Source organism: Exiguobacterium sp. KJ 601, assembly GCF_027161185.1.
Taxonomy (GTDB): domain Bacteria; phylum Bacillota; class Bacilli; order Exiguobacteriales; family Exiguobacteriaceae; genus Exiguobacterium; species Exiguobacterium profundum.
In genome coordinates this window covers 310,837-330,498 of the sequence record NZ_JADHZG010000002.1, presented here as the reverse complement: position 1 = coordinate 330,498, position 19,662 = coordinate 310,837, and the positions used below count along the sequence as shown (strand labels likewise).

Here is a 19,662-nt window from a genome sequence, read left to right as displayed (position 1 = left end):
GATGTTATGTTTAGTCGTACGGAAAATGTTCAAACGTTTGTACGGGCATATCCACTCGTAACGCTGTTCATTGTAATCCAACTCCTTGTGTTTGTCATCGATTCTTTCGCACCTGGTTTACGAATCGTGGCGACGGGAGGGTCGTTCCATTTGGCACTCGCGGACGGACAATGGTACCGCTTGGTCACGGCCAACTTCATTCATTTGAGTCTCGGTCACTTGCTGTTCAATTCGTTCGCGCTGATCATCTTCGGACCGGCGATGGAGCGAATGGTCGGACACGTGAAATTTGCCTTGTTTTATGTATTCGCCGGAGCGCTCGCCAACCTGTTCACGTACTTCACTGTCAGCAACTTGTTTTATCTCCAGGCCGGGGCGTCAGGCGCCATCTTGGCCATTCTCGGATTCTACGTATTCATCGGTCGTTTCCGTCGCACGTTGATGTACAGCCAAGATGCCCGCTTGGTCTACATCTTCGTCGCCATCAGCGCTGTCTTCACATTGATTGGTTCGAACGTTTCCCTTTGGGGGCATGTGTACGGATTCTTGGCAGGATTCTTACTTGCCATCCCACTCTCACGTTTCACCGTCCCGTATACGCGCCCGATGCGCTACGGGAAGTATAAGCAACGTTCGTACGCGCCACCCGTCATTCATTCCGGGGACGGAAAGTGGTTTTTCTACATCATCATCGGACTGGCCATCTTCGGATTATTGGCACAGTTCTTATAAAGAAGGTACGAAAAATGGCCAAGCGAAATCGCTTGGCCATTTGATTAGATTTGATTTTTATGACGAGCCTCTTGAAGCGCATCGACTAAGTCTTTCACGTCTTCGACGAGGTTTTGAATCGTATCTTGGTTTTCTTCGTAAAGCGATTTCCATTCCATGACACGGTCTTTCAAGTTGCCTTTCGATGACGCTTGTAGACCGACCGCATGTGCCTCAGTCGACGTATTCGATGATTTCAACTTCGACTTGATGCCTTTCAGTTGTCTCACTTGTTGATCGCGCGTTTCGCTATGGAGAAGTGATGCTGCTGCGCCGATTACCGCACCCGCAGCCATCCCCAACCAGAAATAATTCTTGTTCATAAAAATCCTCCCCTAACATGACGTTATCTTTTATTATAGATTATCTGACTCACTGACGACATAGTGTTTTATGACGGGACCTGCACCGCGCTGTTCGACCGCTCGCTTCAAGCGGTCTTCAAGGATTGCATAGTCCGCCGTATCACGAAAGTGTTTCCCACCAGACGTGAACTGAATAAAGACGACGGCATGATTATCATCCGGGTCGACACCTAATCGGTATGCCGAAAACCCATCATGACTGACACCGAGTGGCGCCTTTTCCGTCAACAAGTGGTGAAACAACAGGGAGCGGGCATTCTCATCTGCCGGAACGTTCGCGTATAAAATGTTCCCTTTTTTCACGAATTCGCCCGACGCCTCTTCAATTTCAAACACTTTACCGCTCTTGAACGGAGACTTCTCTCCTTCTGCGAGCAAAATCGTTTCGTGTCCATTCGCCGCGATGACGCCTGGCTCCTTTCGAAGACGCTCCGCCACGCTGCCTGACGCAAAAGTCATATAGAGCTTAGACAAGTTCCTCACACCCTTTCGCGAGTGTGATGTCTTTCTCCGTAATGCCCCCTTCGTCATGGGTCGAGACGGTCAATGTCACGTTCCGATATTCAATCAAGATGTTCGGATGATGATCGAGCGATTCAGCCAAATCTGCTACAAGATGCACGAACTGAATGGCCTCCGGAAATGTTTCCAGCCGATACGTCTTTTGAATCTCCCCGTTCACTTCTTCCCAACCGTTCAACCGTGACAGTTCCTCTGTCAATTCACTTTGCGATAATACCATCGTCACAATCCCCTTTCCCTATACAGTCTACTGTCTTAATCTACCCAAACCGAAGAAAAATAATCTTCCGTGCATGATGTATAATGAATTAGAATGAGATGGACAGCCATCATTTTCATTACGAGAGAGGAGCATCTCCCATGCGCGCATTGATTGTTATTGATTATACATTTGATTTTATCGCAGACAGTGGTCGTTTGACTTGTGGGAAACCCGGGCAAGAGATTGAAGAACGGATCGTCGAATTGATCGGGACATTCGCAACGGATGACTATGTCGTCATCGCGAACGACGTCCATGATGCAGGTGACACGTTCCACCCTGAAACGACGTTATTCCCACCGCACAATATCCGCGGGACAGAGGGCCGTGAGTTGTACGGTTCTGTGAAGGAAGCTGCGAAACAGGCAGACCACTGGATTGATAAGACACGTTATAGTGCCTTTGCCGGAACTGACCTTGACCTGCGTCTTCGGGAACGCGGAATCACAGAAGTTCATCTCGTCGGTGTCTGCACGGATATTTGTGTACTCCATACAGCCGTAGATGCCTACAACCTGGGTTATCAAATCGTCGTCCATGCCGATGCCGTTCAAAGCTTCAACCCGGTCGGCCATGAATGGGCGCTCGAACATTTCGTCACAACACTCGGTGCGACAGTCGTCGGAAAGTGACGTAAAACAGAAAGGAAATCATATGTTACATCGTAATTTAGCCCTTCACACAGATCTTTATCTTCCACGTTGGATGTATATTTACTGGAAGCAAGGTCGCCATAATGAAAAGGTCGTCTTCGACCTTTACTATCGCTCGAATCCATTTAGTGGTGGTTATGTCGTCTTCGCCGGACTCGAGAATATCGTTCACTACTTAGAGAACGTCTCCTTTACGGAGGCGGACATCACCTATTTGAAAGAGCAACTCGGATTCGAAGATGAATTCGAAGACGTCTTACGGAACTTTAAGTTCACTGGTTCACTATATAGTGTTCGCGAAGGAGAAGTCATCTTCCCACATGAACAAGTCGTTCGGATTGAATCGACCATCTTTGAAGCGAAACTGTTCCAAACGGCGCTACTCAATATCGCGAACCATGAATCACTCATCGCCACAAAGTATGCCCGGATTCGTCAGGCTGCTCCGAACGAGACACTCCTTGAAGGAGGAGCTCGTCGCGCGCAAGGTGTCGATGCGGCTTACTACGGAACACGTGCGGCTTACATCGCTGGTTTTGATGTGACAAGTCTCGTGTCAGCCGGTCGTGACTTTGATGTCCCGACAGGAGGAACGATGGAGCATGCTGATATTCAGTTCCACGATGATGAATTGAGCGCATTCCGTTCATTCGCTGAAATGTATCCGGACAACACGAGCCTTCTCATCGACACGTATGACACACTCAAGTCTGGTCTGCCGAATGCGATTACGGTCGCAAAAGAGCTCGAGGCGAAGGGCCATCGTCTCAAGTCAGTACGACTCGACTCTGGAGACCTCGCCTACTTGTCGAAGCGTGCCCGGAAAGCGTTGAATGAAGCAGGGCTCGACTACGTCAAAATCGTCGTCTCTGGGGATTTGGATGAGTATGTCATCCAGGACTTACGGATGCAAGGCGCAGAGGCCGATACGTTCCTCGTTGGGACACGTGGCATCACGGCTTACGAGCAGCCGGCACTCGGTATGGTCTATAAACTCGTCGCGCGTGAGGATGAATCCGGGGAATTAAAACCGGTCATCAAAGTATCTTCTTCCAAGGTGAAGACGACGACTCCTCACAAGAAAGAGTTGTATCGCATCATCGACAACGAAACGAAAAAGTTCAAAGGCGACTATATCGCCCTCGCCGATGAACCGGTCGAATCTTACACCGAGATCGACTTGATTGACGTCCGTGACCCGGCCTTCAAGATCAAGACACGTAACTTCAACGTGAAACGCTTGTTGCAACCAATCTTCCTTGATGGGAAACGCGTATACGACCTTCCAAGCACAAGTGAGATTCGTGCATATCATCACGAGCAGATGAACGGATTGTGGGAAGAGTACAAGCGTCTTCGTTTACCGGAAGTGTATTCGGTGACGTTCAGCAAGCCACTATGGGATTTAAAACTCGATATGATTCGCAAAACGCGGGTACCAAAATAAAAAAACGGCTGTGGGTGCATACCCACAGCCGTTTTTTTATACCATCGTCATCTCGCCTGCTTGGCTTTGATCTTCTTTTCTCCGAAAGTAAAGCGCCATCGACAAAGAGAGCAATATCAAGACAAAATAGACGGTCCGTTGCCAAAACGTCGCTTCGGTGTCTCCTTGGAACAACGCAATGATATAATCGCTCCCACTGACTAAAAACAATCCGGCAAGCAAGAGAAAGATCCGATAGCCGGCCCGACTCCGCTCCCGTTTCACTTTGAAGAAAAGGACACCATAATAGACGATTGCGAGAATCGTCACATACCCGATTACGCCAACAACCCAACTCATCTTGATGCCTCCCTCACTCTCTATTTTTCTGTTTCTTCCCCGTTATCTTAACACATTCTATTCCTCAGACTGTGTTAAGATGGTCTAAAGAAAACGCGGAAAGGAACGATCCCATGAAAACGTTTCGCCTCGTCCAAGTCCGACTCGTCCAAGACGAATACGGCAATGAACTGAATTTACCGATCGATTTACTCGATGGGTTAATCATCTCGAAGGAGCACGATTCAGAGTGGCTCCTCGAAATGCTCGTGCCGACCGAGTCGGCTGTCACGCTCCATCATTACTTAAACAAACGCATCCTCATCCTCGCTGAAGCCGTCATCACGTCGCCAACGAACGCCCCGGCTGCACTCGCTTTGACGTTCACGAGCGAGCGGGCCTTGAACGACCATCATACGTTCGTCGCTGAAGGACTCATGTTGATGCCGAAACAAGACGCGACGAAGCAAGTACTCGATTCGTTGATTCAAGATGGCGTCGCCACTTCGAATTTAAAGCCCGCCTTCTTCGAGAAAAAAGTCGAAATGCAACAATCGTTCAGTCGCTCCGCTTTCAATCAATTGGTCAAAACCGGGTCATTCGAATAATCGGATGACCTGTTTTTCTTTCCCCAAAACCATTCACCTTTCAAACTAAAAAGACGGAGAAACATCTCCGCCTCACACGTAGATAAAGAATAGGATGATCATCATCGTCATCCCGATCACTTTTAAGAGCGTGCTGCCGAGAAAGGCGAGAACGGTGCCGACGCCGATGCTCCACGCTTCACGTGTCGTCTTCCCGAGTGTCAACTCCGCCAAGAAAGCGAAGATGAACGGGAAAATCAAAACCCCGACGAGCGGGAAAATAAACGGTCCCGCAATCAAGCCGATTGTCGCACCCCATTTCGCTCGCTCCGAACCACCCCGTTTATCCACCGTAGCCCGGGTGACGACATAGTCGACGCCGAATAAGAAGACGAGGAAGATCGATTGCCATACCCAGAATGTCCAGGTCAATGGTTCAAACGAAAAACCGAATCCATAAATCATGTATCCGATGAACAAGAACAAGACACTCGGGATGACTGGATAGATGAGTCCTGCAAAAGCGACCACAAATGATGCGATAATGAATACCCATAGTAAGGTCGTCATGACATTCTCCTCATTTCATAATGGTCGGATCGGTGATATGGTCAGCCACGTTGACCGCCTTCACTTCAAACTGACCTTGTTGATGGATGATATAGTTCGAGCAGGCGTTTCGCATGGCGTGACGGAACGTATATGTCCCATCGATGGCAGAAAGCGCCGCTTTGATTGCATGGGAATGGCAGACGACAACGATGCGCTTCCCTGGATACGTATCCACCAAATGGTTCATTCCTTCTAAGACCCGGCTACGCATCTCGTCTTCTGTTTCGAGACCAGGAATCCGCTCCTGGTCATCTGCTTGGACCGCCTCGTAAATTCCTTTCACGGGTTGCCCGGATGCCGTTCCGAATTCACGTTCAATGAAACGCTCATCTAGCAGAATCGCTTTATGTTCGATACCACACGCTGTTGCGATTGCTTGTGCGGTGTGAACCGCACGTGACAGGGGACTCGATACGATGACGTCCCATTCCTCTTGACTCAAAAAAGCTGCACTCTCCTCTGCCTGTTGACGTCCGAGTGCATTCAACGGGTTATCTTCACGCCCTTGAATAATTTCTAAACGATTCCAATCGGTCTGACCGTGTCTGACTAAACATAACTCTGTCACTACTTCCACTCCTTACTCTTTCAATCATCCCCCATCGTACCATCTTCCTTAAAAATCGCAACGTCATCCGAGACATTCTTCAATAAAACGATTGATTCGGGCCATGAGTTGCTCTTCTTTGATTGGATTATCCGATTGGAGGAAGCTCGCAAGCGAGTGGGTTCCATTTGGAAATGAGATGAGTTGAACGTTCGCACCGACATCACTCGCATGTTCGACGAAGTGAAGCGCTTGGCCGAACGGGACAATCGGATCTTTCTTCCCGTGTAGCAGTAAAATCGGCGGGGCATCGGCGTATAGATGGGAGACCGGGGAGCATTTTACCATCAACTCACGCCATTCCTCGCGGCTTCCTTCATAGAACTTTAAATGGGCGAGCCACGTCTGGATGAATTTGAACAATAAAAAGTTCGTCGGTGGATACAAGGCGATGACCCCTTTGATCGTCGGGAGGTCGTCTCCCAAATCACCTGCAAATTGTCGATGACGGTCGAGCGCAGTCGCAAGCATGAGCGCAGCGCCTGCTGAATCCCCCCAAACGAGCAATTGACTCGTGTCTAGCGTCAATAACGATTCATGTTGTTTCAAATAGCACAGTGCATCTGAGACATCAAAAATATTATCGGGGAAGTACACCCCGTCTTCAAATAAGCGATAATCGATGCTGACGACAGCGATTCCTTTCCCCAAAAAGTGGTCAAGCAATGGATGAAACAGGGTCACCATACTCCGATTCCCTCTGACGAACGCTCCCCCATGTGCATATACCGCTACGGGGAACGGCCCTTCTCCAGGGGGGAGATACAAATCAAATTGGAGCGGACGATCGTGAACAATTTTATACGTGTACGTGTGGCGCCGGCGTGTTGTCGGTTGAATCGGCAACTCGGGTTCTTGCCATCTGACAAGGGACCCATATTGACTCCACACGCTAGCCCCGGCTGCCGTCGCCGCAGCAATCGCCGCACCCCCGACAAACCAGGCAGTCTCCTTTCTCATACAATCCACTCCTCGTTCCTTTTTTTAATCATATTCCCGCTTTTTTCAAAAATCTATCCATCAGAAGTCGGACTTGACGTGCTCCGAAGCTCACACTATAATATTACTCGCAGTCATAAAACGTAACAGTTACGATTTAATATTCAGATAACTTGAAAGGTGGAAGATGGAAGATGAAGAAAACTTGGTTAGGCGCAGTCGCAGCCGGTACGCTTTTACTTGGTGCGTGTGGAAATACCGAAGGAGATAACGCATCTGAATCGACAGATGGTCAACTGACCGTCTTCGCTTCAACGTTTGCATTAAAATCATTAGCCGAAGAAATCGGTGGCGACCGCGTCCACGTGGAGATGGTCATTCCACCTGGGGCTGATCCGCATACGTATGAGCCAACTTCAAAGCAAATGACACAAATCGCAGAAGCCGACCTCTTTTTGACGATTGGTCATGACCTTGAACCTTACGTCGAGTCTATGGAGAAGAGTTTAGATGGTCAGAACGTCGCCTTCGTCAAAACAGCCGAGAACGTGAAGTTACTCGATGCGGCGGATACCGTCCATGTCCATGATGAGGAAGGACATACTGAAGACGAACATGCTCACGAAGAAGGAGACGGTCATAGTCACGGTCAATACGATCCCCACGTCTGGCTCGACCCGATGAATGCTGTATCAATGGCAGAAGCGGTCGAAGCCGCATTCAGTGAGGAAGCACCCGACTATAAAGACGAGTTCGCAGAACGGTTAAGCACTTTCAAAGACGAAGCAAACGATCTCGACGCGGAATTGAAGGCAGCCGTCGAGAACGGTTCAAAATCCGAGTTACTCGTGACGCATGCCGCATATGGTTATTTGGCTGAACGTTACGGATTTGACCAATTACCAATCGCGGGACTTACACCGTCTGAAGAGCCGTCACAACAAGCTCTCAAACGGATCATCGAGGAAGCCCGTCTCCACGACTTGAACTATATCGCATTCGAAGACACGGTCACACCAAAAGTGGCCGAAGTCGTGAAACAAGAGATCGGTGCAGAGAGCGTGACGATCTACAACTTGGAATCGGTCACGAAAGAACAGATGGATAAGAGCTACTTCGACTTGATGCGTGAAAACGTCAAGGCACTTGAGACAGCGTTGAAATAATCAAAATCCCGAAACGAATCAACTCGTTTCGGGATTTTTTTATACTTCTATTCGTCGGTCTAACATCTTCATCGTGACAAGAAGCAGGAGCAGTAGCGATACGATGACGCTCATCATCCAGAAATCCCCGTCCATGAAGAATGATCGTGTCCACTCTCCTGTACTTAGTCCTAACCACGCTTGACTGACACCAACACCAATCAGTGCGATTGCACCAAAACGAACCCATGTCATCTGTGGAACGAATCGTTTGCTGACCACATAACTATTCAATACTAAAAGACCAATATATGCGATAAGAAGGACGTTCCAAACTGTATCGAATAGCACCGGTACCACCCCTCCCGTCACAGCATACCCCCATGTCATGAAGAATACGATGAATGAGATGAGTGTGATGCGATAAAGCGGCTTGATTTTCGTTTGATACGCAAGAAACGGATTGATGAGTATCCCGAGCCAGATGAGTGTGCCGAACACATCCATGAGCAAATCCCCTTTATACCATTTATTAACAGTATACCATGGGAATTCACTTTCATTCATAATAAATCAAGACGAGTTCTTCCTGGGACGAAGCGATCTCACAAAACTGTTGCAACCGGGTCCAATCTTCCCAAATCATCTCGAATTCATCTTTTGCAACGAATGCCATGTCTTTCACATCATCTCGCCCGAACGCATGCAACGTATCTTTGACGATATGAAGTAACTGCGGGGTCAAGATACCGACCACGACCGCCTGCGCCTCATTGACAATCAACTCTTCGCCGACGAGCGCCATTTCCATGTTATACGTGTCGGCCCCGTCGATATATACCTCGATTTGACTAAGTACGCGTTGAAACGGTTCCACATTCGGAAGCGTCAGCGTATCGTCCCGATCCCGATATTGCTCATGCATATGAATCAACCAGTCTAAAATCATCTCCGGATCCTGATTAAATGACACCCAAACTTCTGGGGAAACACGTACATAATGCGTCGTCTTCATACATGAACGCCCCCTTTTTATGACATTACCCGTCTTATATATGTAAAAAAACCGCCTACTTGAATTCGTAGACGGTTCCTTATATCAAGAACGACTTGTTCCTGTTTGTTGTTCCTCTGTTTCGCTTTCCCAAGCTTCGATGTATTCACGACCAGGAAGATTTTCAACCGAGTCGACATAGAAAACTGGGTCTTCTCCTTCGCGTCGCTGTGCCAAGTAGTCATCGAGAACGGCGCGAGCCACTTTCGCCAAGCGGAAGATGGCATACAAGTTCACGAGTGCCATGAGACCCATGAACACGTCAGCAATCGACCAGACGAGGCCGGCAGAGCGGACCGCACCAAACAAGACCATTCCGACGACACCGATGCGATAGAGCGTAACGTAGATTTTCTTATCCGAGATGAACTGGATGTTCGTCTCACCGTAGTAGTAGTTTCCAAGAATCGAACTGAATGCGAACAAGAAGATTGCAATCGTCAAGAACGATGTTGCGACTGATCCGATTTCTGCTGTCAACGCGGCTTGCGTCAATTCGACACCCGCGAACGACTCTGAACCGGCTACGCCTGAAATCAAGATGATCATCGCTGTCGATGTACAAACGAGCAATGTATCTACGAATACGCTAAACGATTGAATCAATCCTTGTTTGACAGGGTGCGATACTTCTGCTGTCGCAGCGGCGTTCGGTGCAGAACCCATACCCGCTTCGTTCGAGAAGAGACCGCGACGAATCCCTTGAAGTACCATGGCGCCAATCGCTCCTCCGAAAAGTTGCTCGATTCCGAGGACCCCTTCTGAGAAGATGAGGCTGAAGACGTCTGGTAGAAGGGAGACGTTCGTCACCATAATCCAAATCGCGAGTAAGATGTAGCCACCTGCCATGACCGGTACGATGATACTCGACAAGAGTGCGATCGATTGGATCCCACCGAAGACGACAATTGCCGTCACAATCGCGAGGACAACCCCAACGACTGTTGTGCTGATCCCGAACTGGTTACTCACGGAGAGTGAAATCGTATTCGACTGTACCGAGTTGAACGCGAATCCGAATGAGAACGTGATTAAAATCGCGAACAAGACACCTAGCCAGCGTTGACCGAGCGCACGCTCCATATAGTAGGCAGGTCCCCCACGCCATGTGCGTCCATCACGAATCTTGTACACTTGTGCCAATGTACTTTCGACGAATGCAGATGCTGCCCCAATCAACGCAATGAGCCACATCCAGAAAACTGCTCCTGGGCCACCTAGCGCAATCGCTGTCGCCACACCGGCAATGTTACCCGTCCCTACACGAGCTGCCGTTCCGATTGCGAAAGCTTGGAACGAAGACACTTGGCCTTTTTCACGTGCTGTGCCCTCTTTGAACAAGAGGCGGAACATTTCAGGAATCATGCGGAACTGAACGAAGCCCATACGAACTGTAAAATAAAGACCTAAAGCAACAAGTACAACGATGAGCACTTGCGACCACAACAAATCGTTCGCTTGCGAAACGAGTTTCTCTACCAATTTCTCCATACTAATCCTCCATCACTCTAAAAATCTCAATAGAAAAAGTCATGTCAACTTTCTTAACATGAATTGAATTATAGGTAAATTATACGAAAATTGCAATATTAATTCGTTTTTCAATATCACCTCGACTCTTTCTAAAAGCAAAAAACGAGCCGGGGAGCGCATCGCAATCCGACTCGTTTTCTATTTCGTTTAGATAAAGAGGTTTAAGTTACCGCCTTCTGCTGCGCCGAGATACGCTGCCACACCACCAAGGTCGACCCCATCAATCAACTCTTCTTCTTTGATACCCATGACATCCATTGACATCGTGCAAGCTACCATTTTCACGCCCGCTTCTTGCGCCGACTTGATCATTTCTTCGACAGAAGGAACGTTCTTATCGCTCATGACTTTCTTCATCATTTTTTGACCAACACCACCGAAGTTCATGTTCGAAAGTGGCAATTCGCCGGCATGTCCTGGCATCATCATGCCGAACATTTTCTCAAGACCTTGCTTTTTCACTTCCGGTGCGTCCGGTTTGCGGATGACATTGAGTCCCCAGAATGTGAAGAACATCGTCACTTCTTTCCCCATCGCGGCAGCACCTTGCGCAATGATGAGGGATGCGAGTGCGCGGTCGAGATCTCCGCTGAAGACGACCATTGATGCACCGTCTCCTGCTGGTGCGCCCGCTTGTTGTGCAGCCGGACCTTGTCCTTTTTGAAGGATGGCTTCAACGCGTCCGTTAACGAATTGTTTCGAGACGAGTTTGTTGCCTGTCTTCTTCGCCCATGCTTCGATATCTGCGAAGAATCCTGGGTCACTTGCGAGAACGCGGAGCGTTTCGCCTTCCCCGAGTTCTGCGACTTTCTTATTTACTTCTAAAATAGGTCCCGGGCATTGTAGACCACATGTGTCTAACATGACAGCTTCCCCGATTGGTGCATTTGTCATTTGTGTTGGCTCCTCTTCTACAACGGTAGCCGCTGTTTCATTTGATGTGTTCGCTTCTTCAAGCGCCTCGAAATCACGATTGATTTGCGACCACGTCTTGTAGCCACCGCTCAAGTTTTTCACCTTGAAGCCGTTTTGACGTAAGATGCGTGATGCGAGATAGCCACGAAGACCGACTTGACACGTCACGTAAATCGTTTCATTCCGGTCGTAGTTGTCCAAGTTTTCTCGTAATGAGTTGAGTGGCACATTGATCGATCCTGGAATCTTTCCGAGTTCATGCTCCGATTCATCGCGAACGTCTAGTAACGTCGCTCCGTTTTCCACGAGCTCATCGATTTCATCCCAATGTACGACTTCATTGTCACCGAGGACGATGTTCGACGCGACATAGCCGATCATATTGACCGGATCTTTCGCAGAACTGAACGGTGGTGCATAACTGAGCTCAAGGTCAGGTAGATCGAGGACCGTCAAACCACCCTTCATAGCTGTCGCAATGACGTCGATGCGTTTATCGACTCCATTGATTCCGACACCTTGCGCACCATAGATTTCACCCGTTGTCGGGTGGAACAAGAGTTTAAGCGACACAGGTGTCGATCCTGGATAATAACCAGCATGCGAACCTGGATGCACGTGAACAGCCTCATACGTCTTGCCAGCCGCCTTCAACCGTTTTTCATTCCATCCTGTCGATGCAACCGTCATATCAAATACTTTGGCGATTCCCGTTCCCATCGTTCCATTGTATTTCACGTCGCGGCCGTTAATGATATCGGCAACGAGACGGCCTTGACGGTTCGCTGGCCATGCGAGTGGCACGACAGTTGGTTCTTTGAAGACGTAGTCGAGTACTTCGACCGCATCCCCGATCGCGTAAATATTCGGGTCTGATGTGAGCATCTTTTCATTAACACGAATGGCACCGCGCGTACCTGTTTCAAGGCCTGCTTCACGCGCAATCGTCGATTCCGGTGTAACACCGATCGACATGATGACCATATCTGTATCGATGATACGACCGCTTGTCAAATGAACTTTCTTTCCTTGCTCTGAGAACGAAGAAACGCCATCAGACAATTGAAGCTCGACGCCATGCAAGCGCATGTGTTCATGAATTGGCGCCACCATCTCACGATCGAGCGGCGTCATGACTTGGTCTGCCATCTCAACGAGCGTCACCTCAACGCCACGCTCACGTAAGTTTTCTGCCATCTCGATCCCGATGAAGCCTCCACCGATTACAGTCGCATGCTTTGGTGCCTTGTCATCGACGTAGCCACGGATTTTATCTGTGTCCGGAATGTTGCGAAGTGTGAAGATATCTTCTGCCTCGTCGATTCCAGGGATATTTGGACGAATCGGTTTCGCTCCCGGTGACAAGATGAGGACGTCGTATGACTCGTTATACGTTTCGCCTGTTTGGACGTGTTTCACCGTCACTGTTTTCTCGTCACGGTTGATTTTGACGACTTCCGTCAAATTGCGGATATCGAGTTGGAAACGCTTGTTCATCCCTTCAACGGTTTGAACGAGGAGTTTTTGACGGTCTTGGATAACGTCCCCGATATAATATGGAAGACCACAGTTCGCAAACGAGATGTACTCTCCACGGTCGAACATGACGATGTGATTCTCTTCATTCAAACGACGGAGTCGTGCAGCTGCAGATGCACCACCTGCCACCCCACCGACGATTACGATTTTTTTACTCATTGTCCATTTCCTCCTCTGACGACTTCTCCTGGCCAACTCATCAAGCCATCTTCTATATTGACCACTTTATAGCCTTTCGCCTCCATTTGCCAAGTCGCTTGCGTGCTGCGTGCACCAGAGCGGCAAAGAACGACATATTCTTCAGCTGGATCGAGTGTGTCGATCCACTCTGTCATTTCAGATAATGGATAGTTTCTCGCACCTTCGATATGTGCTTCTTGAAACTCGTCACGTTCTCGGACGTCGACGATATTTACAGGCACTTCAAAGTCCATTTGACGTTTTAAAGCGGATGCTTTCATCGTTGATCTACCTTTCTTTTTTCAATTCAATTTATACCATTCGGCTTGGTTGCTGGCGTTCGACAAGTTTGTGATTTGTTGAACATTTAGCTTCCACGTCATTAATATACCCCCTTAGGTATTTAATTGCAAGAAATAAGTTTGACGAAATGTCGAATTTTTCAACATCATCCATTTGGATAGTTGATGCTCGACACATACTCCCCCATGTATTAAGATGAGCCTACACAATAAATAGTTGGGTAACTGAACAATTTTTTCTATAGAGGTGAATGATATGGAACCGTATGTATACGATGCAAAAGTATTGAATCGCATGAAACGAGTGGAAGGACAAATTCGTGCCATCATCCGGATGATGGAGGAAGGAAAAGAATGTCGCGATGTCGTGACGCAATTAAGTGCCGCACGTTCCGCACTCGATCGCGCTTCGACTATCATTGTGGCTAAGAACTTGGAACAATGTATCATCACCGCTCAAGCAGATGGCGAAGATACGTCCGAAACGGTGGAAGAAGCCATTAAAATGTTGATGAAACGCTAGTTCCCCTTGCTTTCCCTGTCCAAATGGGAGAAAGTTAGAGTAACGACTTACTAAGGGGGATTTCCTTGTGAACTTCGAAGAAAAAGTAGAATCATTTAGAGCGCTCGCCGCTGAACGCAACATGACGTTCAAAGAGAGCGACACTGAAACGCACGTCACGTTCTTGACGCGTGAAACAACAAAATCCGGGGCTCAGCCCGTTATGATTATCGCTTTTAACAAAAAGACGACAGATGCTGAGTTGTATGCTGCTACCGTCACGCACGTTCCAGATTACGTAGAAGATTTACCGATTCTTAATGCCTTGAACGAGTTCAACCAGGAGTTCAAATACTTCCGTTGTGTACTCGACAGCGATCGCGATGTCACACTCGCCTCGACACTCGACCTCGACCTCGGTTTCTCACCAGAGATCATCTTGCAACATTCATTCATGATGTTCCAAGCGGCCGACGAAGTGAACGAGTACATGCAGAAGTTGTATACGCAAGTCCAATAACAAACAGCCGCCCCGGACGAATCCAGGGCGGCTGTTTTTGAATCATTCTTTCGAGCGGACTCGTATAAGGAGAAAAAGGAGGAATTGCTGATGATGACACGTTACACCCATTACCTCGAAGCACTCGAAGGAATCAGGGGGGCGACAAAATGGTTCACTGACGATTTCCGACGTTTGATGGCAATCAACTACGCCATGCACGATGCCCCGTTCGATTCGAAACGGTTCGAACACGCTCAAGCGGTTCTGAAACAAAAGACCGGCATGTTCTCAAAATTTCGCGGCAGCAATAATTTCGTCTGGCTGTCGTTTCTCGACGCCAAGTATGAAGACATCGAACCGGCCATCGACGAGGTACTCCGGCTCGACACGTTGCTCGACCGAAAGCACTTCCGCTTCAGTATGTTACGGCCCTTTATCGCGAGCCAACTGATTAACGTTGATGAGCCCGAACGCCGACTCGACGAGGCGAGCGCACTCTATCAGACGTTCAAACGAAATCATCCTTGGCTGACGAGTGAAGAAGACCTGTTGTCCGCCCTCGTTCTCGTTCAAGCGTTCGATGACCACGATGCGTTGAGTCAACGGATTGAGACGTATTATGAAGCGTTGAAAGCACAGCTCCCCCGCTCGAACGAACTCCAACTCGTCTCGCACTTATTCGCCTTTAGTGAGTTATCACCAGATGAGGTCGTCACCCGCTTCTTGGATTGGCACAACTGGCTAAAAAAACAATCCATCGCCGTCAAAAATGAACATCTGCCACCGCTCGCCCTGTTGGCCATCGTCGCGGTCCCGAACGACAATGACGAACGCGACCTGATTGACATCACGAACGCGGAGAAGGAAAAACATCGCTGGTTCCACACACACGCGTTGACCGTCGCCTTGCAACTCGTCGCGGCAAACAACATCAAGGAAGACGCGAGCGATTTACTGTTGCACGGCACGTTCGCGCATTTGCTCGCCATGCAACAAGCTGCGACGGCTGCCGCAACCGTGGCCATCATCTCGAGCACCGCTTCAAGCGACTAAAAAAAGAAGGGTTCCCCCTTCTTAAGAAAATAAATACCAGCTGAGACACCCGAGCACGAACACCGAATTGGCAATTTCGACGATCCCGATCTTCATGATAGGGATCTTTTTACCGTAGAAGACAACCGCTCGGATTAGGCTTGGTGCGTAAGCGAGCGCGAGTAACGGATACCCAAGGACGATGAAAACGGCGACGAGCAAGCCGTGATATCCCCAAGACAGATTGCGATACGACACACTCTTCTTCTCTCGAATCATCGTCTTGACGAAAAAGATACTCCCGAGGAAATAGAGGTACGGCAAGACGAATACCCACACCATCGTCGCGTCGAGCGTACGCGCGCCTAGGTAATAGCTCGCCATCCCACCGATGCAAAACGAGGTGACGGCGCTGACGTCATTCCAGACGTTGCGCTCGTCCTTGATTTTGGCGAAATAGGCGTTCACCAAACCAAACGGAATCATCGCGAGGACGAACCAGACGAGACGCCATTCGGACAGAAACACCGGGATGGCGGCGACGGTGGCAATCGTCAAATACGTGATGACCGTGCGCAACATCTGCTGCGATTTTTTCCGTTGCTTGATGAATTGGAACAAGAAAAATGTGCCCATGTAGACGAACAGCCAGGCGATGGCGAACGGGATGTGCGCGAGTGTCCAGCCGCCGACAATGCCGCCGAGTAAGAATGGTAAGATGAGCATCGACCAAGCGCCGTGTTGTTTTGGAATCATCCATTTCATGTGACTCCCTCCTTCTACGTTCAGTGTAGAAGAAAGACGGCTATAAAACTGTGATAAATTTTACAAAACAAAAAACGATCTCAGGCGAGATCGTTTTTTGGTGAAAGTTTGGGTTTGATGACCGCCGTTTTGGTATGTTCAACCACGTCGTCCGCCAACATCTTCGTGACGACCCGACCTGCGATCGAGACCGCGACGAGCGTATACAGTGCATTCGACAATGGTAAATAGATGAGCGAGATCGCCAAGACGATGACATCAAACGTGATGAGAATCGTACCGACCGACACACCTGTCCATTTCGATAGACCTAAGGCGAATAAATCATCGCCTCCGGTCGCCCCGCCTGACTTCAAGACAAGACCGAGACCATATCCGGTCACAATCCCACTCGCGATGGCCGCAAACAATGTTGCCGGCCATACTTGAATATCAAACGTGAGCAAGTCGAGACGGTCCCACATCGCATAACTAAGCGACAAAGACGAAGCGGCTAGTACCGCTTGCCCGACAAAACGCCATCCTTTCCACCACAAAGCGACGATAAAAAATGGGATGTCGAGCACGATCATCGAAATCGCCGGGTCGATATCAAATAAATAACGACCGAGTAGCGATAATCCGACGAACCCGCCTTCCGCCAAACCAAACTGTTCATTCAAATAATAATAACCGAACGCCATGATCAGCGTTCCGAGCACTATGGTAGCAACTCGTTTCATTCCGATTGTCCTCCCCGTTCTTGACGGAGAGGAGGATCCTCAGTCGTAGCTGCGGTTCCATCTGTTCCATCTCCGATCTTCCGTTTGTTGATTGATACACGTGGTTGTGATCAGTCAACGCTAGAAGTCCGGAAGTTGGAACAGAGGCCATGTCCTCTCGGTATCCATAAAGACCTTCCTTTCTCAAATTGCGCGTAATCTTGTACGTAGTTTACCACACATTTTGATTCAGTTCATGAATTTTACCTTTAGTGCATGTTACGTATCGGTAAATCTTTCTTTCCGAACCACCACCAGTTCCAATCCCCGAACAGTTTCATGAGCGACGGAACGAGCAGGATCCGGATGATGGTCGCATCAATGAAGATGGCGAGCGCAATCCCCACGCCGAGCTGTTTAATTGGACTCACGCCCGTGAAGGCGAACGCACCCGTCACGACAATCATGATGATGGCAGCCGATGTGATAATTTTACTCGTCTTCGCAAGCCCCATCTCCGTCGCATAGTCATTGTCGCCTGTCTCGCGGTAATATTCCTCGATTCGCGAAACGAGAAATACCTCATAGTCCATCGACAATCCAAAGACGAGTGAGAAGATGAACACCGGTGTCAAAATACTGATTGTTTCTGCATCGTACACATAACCTGATTCAAAAACGATGACGAGTAAACCGAACGTCGCCCCAAGACCAAGCACGTTCATGAGAATCGCCTTGATTGGAATCAAGATGGATCGGAACGCCCACATGAGGATGAAGAAGGTTGCCAAGATGACGGTGATGACCGCATAGGGAATGCTGTCATAAATCTCATCATAAATCTCTTCATTGAAGGCTGCCGGTCCGCCGACTTCAAACTCTTTGTCTCGCCAATCGCGTACGAATGCTTGCGCTTTTTTGTCGCTCGGAGGTACATCGAAGCTGACATTCACGAGCGCCAAATCTGTATTCCCATCAAGGGTCACAAGTCGCTCAAGTGGGGCGAGTTGTTCTGGCGCCGCTTCGGCGAGTTGCGTAAACGTCTCAGGCGTCAATCCGGATGTCGTTAAGAAAGTCGAGACATTATCGACAATATCGACCTCGTTTAACTCATCTGTGAGACTCGTCAATTCCTCTAAAATCATCGGATCGGTCAAATCGTTCGCTTCAAACAGAAGGACCGCATCGGTCGAGTTATCCCCAAACACATCGTCCCATCGTTCGAGTGCCGCTCGTGATTCATATGAGGTAGGGAGCGCATCGGCGTCCGGAATGTTCAACTCTAGGTCGCGCACGAACCAAAGACTCGGGAGCAGGATCAACAAAGCAATGAGCGTCATCGTCACCGGACGTCTCATCACGAAGCGAGCAAGTTTTTGCCAGCGCTTTTCAGATTTCGTCTCATCTGTCTTGATGATTCGTCCTTTATTCAAGGCGTCACCGACTAAGTAAAGCGACGACGGCAACAAGGTCAGTGCAGATAGCACGGCCCCCGCGACGGCAATGAGGGCACCAAGCGCGACTGCCTGGAAGACATCGACTTGAATAAACAGAAGTCCAGCCAATCCGACAAAGACACATAGACCTGAAAAGAGAATCGAGCGTCCCGCCGTTGCTACTGTCCGGACAATCGCCTCTTCTCTCGATTGCCCGCGTGTTAACTCTTCTCGATACCGATTGACGAGTAACAGTGAAAAATCAATCCCGAGCGCAATCGCAATCATGGCGACGGCATTGAGAACAAAGATAGATAATTCCATGTTTTGCGCAAAAAAGAATAGCGATCCCGCTGCCACAATAAAGGTAATCAACCCGACGAGTAACGGCATGAGCGCGGCGAGCGGCGTGCCGAAAACGAGCAACAACACGACAAGCGCGACCGGAATCCCGATTAACTCCGCTCGAATCAAGTCATTCTTCGAAGCTTCGTTTAAGTCGTCCGCAAATACTGGTTCTCCCGTCAAGCGGACTTCGGTATCTGTATCCACGATGAGCGCGTCTCGGACGGCATCGATTGAGGATTCCGCCGCATCATAATCTTCGAATTCCAGCACGAAATAGGATACGTCCCCGGAACGCGCGTCCGGATTCTCCGCCGGGGTAATCACGCCATCAATTGATGAAATTTCCCCAAAACGGTCTTGTTGTTCGTCCATGACCGCCTCCAGATTTCCTCCTTCAAATAAGACGATCATTGAAGCACCTGCTCGATCAAATCGTTCATTTAACTGATCTTCTACCTGTTGGAAACGTCCGTCTTGAATGGCAAACCCGTTTCCTCTCAACTCACCCGGGAGCTGTAGCCCGAAATAAACTGAACCCGCGAGTAAAATCGCCCATATGAGTAATACGCCATACCGAAAACGAACCAACTGCCTACCTAACCATTCCATTGATGTCACTCCTCCC

The 19,662-nt window shown here is 49.0% G+C and carries 23 protein-coding genes; 8 read left to right on the top strand and 15 right to left on the bottom strand.

Features of this window, described 5'->3' with window-relative positions:
- Positions 1–6: 6 nt before the first annotated feature.
- The gene (locus tag IRJ25_RS12095; protein WP_264093077.1) at positions 7–732 is read left to right on the top strand and encodes a rhomboid family intramembrane serine protease; all 726 of its coding nucleotides are present in this window, start codon (positions 7–9) and stop codon (positions 730–732) included.
- A 44-nt stretch (positions 733–776) separates the two neighbouring features.
- On the opposite strand, the gene IRJ25_RS12090 is transcribed toward IRJ25_RS12095, so the two are convergent.
- From IRJ25_RS12090 to IRJ25_RS12080, 3 genes are read right to left on the bottom strand one after another with little or no spacing between them, the layout of a single operon-like run.
- Complete coding sequence (locus IRJ25_RS12090) at positions 777–1,094, bottom strand: hypothetical protein (protein WP_015880545.1); 318 nt, start codon at positions 1,092–1,094, stop codon at positions 777–779.
- 33 nt (positions 1,095–1,127) lie between these two features.
- Positions 1,128–1,610 carry a hypothetical protein gene (locus IRJ25_RS12085; protein ID WP_230235411.1) on the bottom strand — a complete coding sequence of 161 codons (483 nt, stop codon included), beginning with the start codon at positions 1,608–1,610 and terminating at the stop codon, positions 1,128–1,130.
- Positions 1,603–1,878, bottom strand: coding sequence for a 4a-hydroxytetrahydrobiopterin dehydratase (locus IRJ25_RS12080; RefSeq protein WP_078146155.1), 276 nt, complete (start codon positions 1,876–1,878; stop codon positions 1,603–1,605). The genes IRJ25_RS12085 and IRJ25_RS12080 overlap by 8 nt, the downstream gene beginning before the upstream one ends.
- 140 nt (positions 1,879–2,018) lie before the next feature.
- Between IRJ25_RS12080 and IRJ25_RS12075 the strand changes: the two genes are divergently transcribed.
- Together IRJ25_RS12075 and IRJ25_RS12070 are read left to right on the top strand one after the other, a co-directional pair.
- Positions 2,019–2,552 (top strand): cysteine hydrolase family protein, encoded by a 534-nt coding sequence (locus IRJ25_RS12075; protein ID WP_074034877.1) that lies wholly within the window; start codon positions 2,019–2,021, stop codon positions 2,550–2,552.
- Between the two features lie 22 nt (positions 2,553–2,574).
- Complete coding sequence (locus IRJ25_RS12070) at positions 2,575–4,020, top strand: nicotinate phosphoribosyltransferase (protein WP_078146154.1); 1,446 nt, start codon at positions 2,575–2,577, stop codon at positions 4,018–4,020.
- Between the two features lie 36 nt (positions 4,021–4,056).
- Here IRJ25_RS12070 and IRJ25_RS12065 read toward each other — a convergent pair whose 3' ends face one another.
- Positions 4,057–4,359 (bottom strand): 7TM diverse intracellular signaling domain-containing protein, encoded by a 303-nt coding sequence (locus IRJ25_RS12065; protein WP_031424443.1) that lies wholly within the window; start codon positions 4,357–4,359, stop codon positions 4,057–4,059.
- Positions 4,360–4,472: 113 nt separating this feature from the next.
- On the opposite strand from IRJ25_RS12065, the gene IRJ25_RS12060 reads away from it, so the two are divergent.
- A complete protein-coding gene (locus tag IRJ25_RS12060; protein WP_031424441.1) occupies positions 4,473–4,946 on the top strand; it encodes a YwpF-like family protein in 474 nt (157 codons plus the stop codon).
- Positions 4,947–5,018: 72 nt separating this feature from the next.
- On the opposite strand, the gene IRJ25_RS12055 is transcribed toward IRJ25_RS12060, so the two are convergent.
- The 3 genes from IRJ25_RS12055 to IRJ25_RS12045 form a co-directional block, all read right to left on the bottom strand.
- The gene (locus tag IRJ25_RS12055; protein ID WP_214784182.1) at positions 5,019–5,495 is read right to left on the bottom strand and encodes a DUF456 domain-containing protein; all 477 of its coding nucleotides are present in this window, start codon (positions 5,493–5,495) and stop codon (positions 5,019–5,021) included.
- Positions 5,496–5,505: 10 nt separating this feature from the next.
- A complete protein-coding gene (locus IRJ25_RS12050; protein ID WP_159563373.1) occupies positions 5,506–6,105 on the bottom strand; it encodes a histidine phosphatase family protein in 600 nt (199 codons plus the stop codon).
- Between the two features lie 63 nt (positions 6,106–6,168).
- A complete protein-coding gene (locus IRJ25_RS12045) occupies positions 6,169–7,104 on the bottom strand; it encodes an alpha/beta hydrolase (RefSeq protein ID WP_074034886.1) in 936 nt (311 codons plus the stop codon).
- A 173-nt stretch (positions 7,105–7,277) separates the two neighbouring features.
- On the opposite strand from IRJ25_RS12045, the gene IRJ25_RS12040 reads away from it, so the two are divergent.
- Positions 7,278–8,249, top strand: a complete 972-nt coding sequence (locus IRJ25_RS12040) for a metal ABC transporter solute-binding protein, Zn/Mn family (RefSeq protein WP_269318360.1) — start codon at positions 7,278–7,280, stop codon at positions 8,247–8,249.
- A gap of 39 nt (positions 8,250–8,288) precedes the next feature.
- On the opposite strand, the gene IRJ25_RS12035 is transcribed toward IRJ25_RS12040, so the two are convergent.
- From IRJ25_RS12035 to IRJ25_RS12015, 5 genes are all read right to left on the bottom strand, one after another.
- Positions 8,289–8,735: a hypothetical protein gene (locus tag IRJ25_RS12035; RefSeq protein ID WP_269318359.1), complete on the bottom strand. Its 447-nt coding sequence runs from the start codon at positions 8,733–8,735 to the stop codon at positions 8,289–8,291.
- A 52-nt stretch (positions 8,736–8,787) separates the two neighbouring features.
- Positions 8,788–9,243: a hypothetical protein gene (locus IRJ25_RS12030; RefSeq protein WP_269318358.1), complete on the bottom strand. Its 456-nt coding sequence runs from the start codon at positions 9,241–9,243 to the stop codon at positions 8,788–8,790.
- Between the two features lie 84 nt (positions 9,244–9,327).
- Entirely contained in the window at positions 9,328–10,773 is a 1,446-nt protein-coding gene (locus IRJ25_RS12025; protein ID WP_196430365.1) for an alanine/glycine:cation symporter family protein, read from the bottom strand.
- Between the two features lie 189 nt (positions 10,774–10,962).
- A complete protein-coding gene (locus IRJ25_RS12020; protein WP_269318357.1) occupies positions 10,963–13,428 on the bottom strand; it encodes a CoA-disulfide reductase in 2,466 nt (821 codons plus the stop codon).
- The gene (locus IRJ25_RS12015) at positions 13,425–13,730 is read right to left on the bottom strand and encodes a rhodanese-like domain-containing protein (protein ID WP_269318356.1); all 306 of its coding nucleotides are present in this window, start codon (positions 13,728–13,730) and stop codon (positions 13,425–13,427) included. The genes IRJ25_RS12020 and IRJ25_RS12015 overlap by 4 nt, the downstream gene beginning before the upstream one ends.
- 277 nt (positions 13,731–14,007) lie before the next feature.
- Here IRJ25_RS12015 and IRJ25_RS12010 point away from each other — a divergent pair, with 277 nt between their 5' ends.
- The 3 genes from IRJ25_RS12010 to IRJ25_RS12000 all read left to right on the top strand — a co-directional run bounded on the left by IRJ25_RS12010 (position 14,008) and on the right by IRJ25_RS12000 (position 15,808).
- The gene (locus IRJ25_RS12010) at positions 14,008–14,274 is read left to right on the top strand and encodes a metal-sensitive transcriptional regulator (protein WP_015880529.1); all 267 of its coding nucleotides are present in this window, start codon (positions 14,008–14,010) and stop codon (positions 14,272–14,274) included.
- A 67-nt stretch (positions 14,275–14,341) separates the two neighbouring features.
- Positions 14,342–14,773: a YbjN domain-containing protein gene (locus tag IRJ25_RS12005; protein WP_015880528.1), complete on the top strand. Its 432-nt coding sequence runs from the start codon at positions 14,342–14,344 to the stop codon at positions 14,771–14,773.
- A gap of 90 nt (positions 14,774–14,863) precedes the next feature.
- Complete coding sequence (locus IRJ25_RS12000) at positions 14,864–15,808, top strand: DUF4003 family protein (protein ID WP_240499775.1); 945 nt, start codon at positions 14,864–14,866, stop codon at positions 15,806–15,808.
- Positions 15,809–15,829: 21 nt separating this feature from the next.
- Here IRJ25_RS12000 and IRJ25_RS11995 read toward each other — a convergent pair whose 3' ends face one another.
- The 3 genes from IRJ25_RS11995 to IRJ25_RS11985 form a co-directional block, all read right to left on the bottom strand.
- The gene (locus IRJ25_RS11995; protein ID WP_078146145.1) at positions 15,830–16,552 is read right to left on the bottom strand and encodes a YwiC-like family protein; all 723 of its coding nucleotides are present in this window, start codon (positions 16,550–16,552) and stop codon (positions 15,830–15,832) included.
- A gap of 80 nt (positions 16,553–16,632) precedes the next feature.
- The gene (locus IRJ25_RS11990; RefSeq protein ID WP_269318355.1) at positions 16,633–17,274 is read right to left on the bottom strand and encodes a YitT family protein; all 642 of its coding nucleotides are present in this window, start codon (positions 17,272–17,274) and stop codon (positions 16,633–16,635) included.
- 248 nt (positions 17,275–17,522) lie between these two features.
- Positions 17,523–19,646: an MMPL family transporter gene (locus tag IRJ25_RS11985; RefSeq protein WP_269318354.1), complete on the bottom strand. Its 2,124-nt coding sequence runs from the start codon at positions 19,644–19,646 to the stop codon at positions 17,523–17,525.
- Positions 19,647–19,662: the final 16 nt, after the last annotated feature.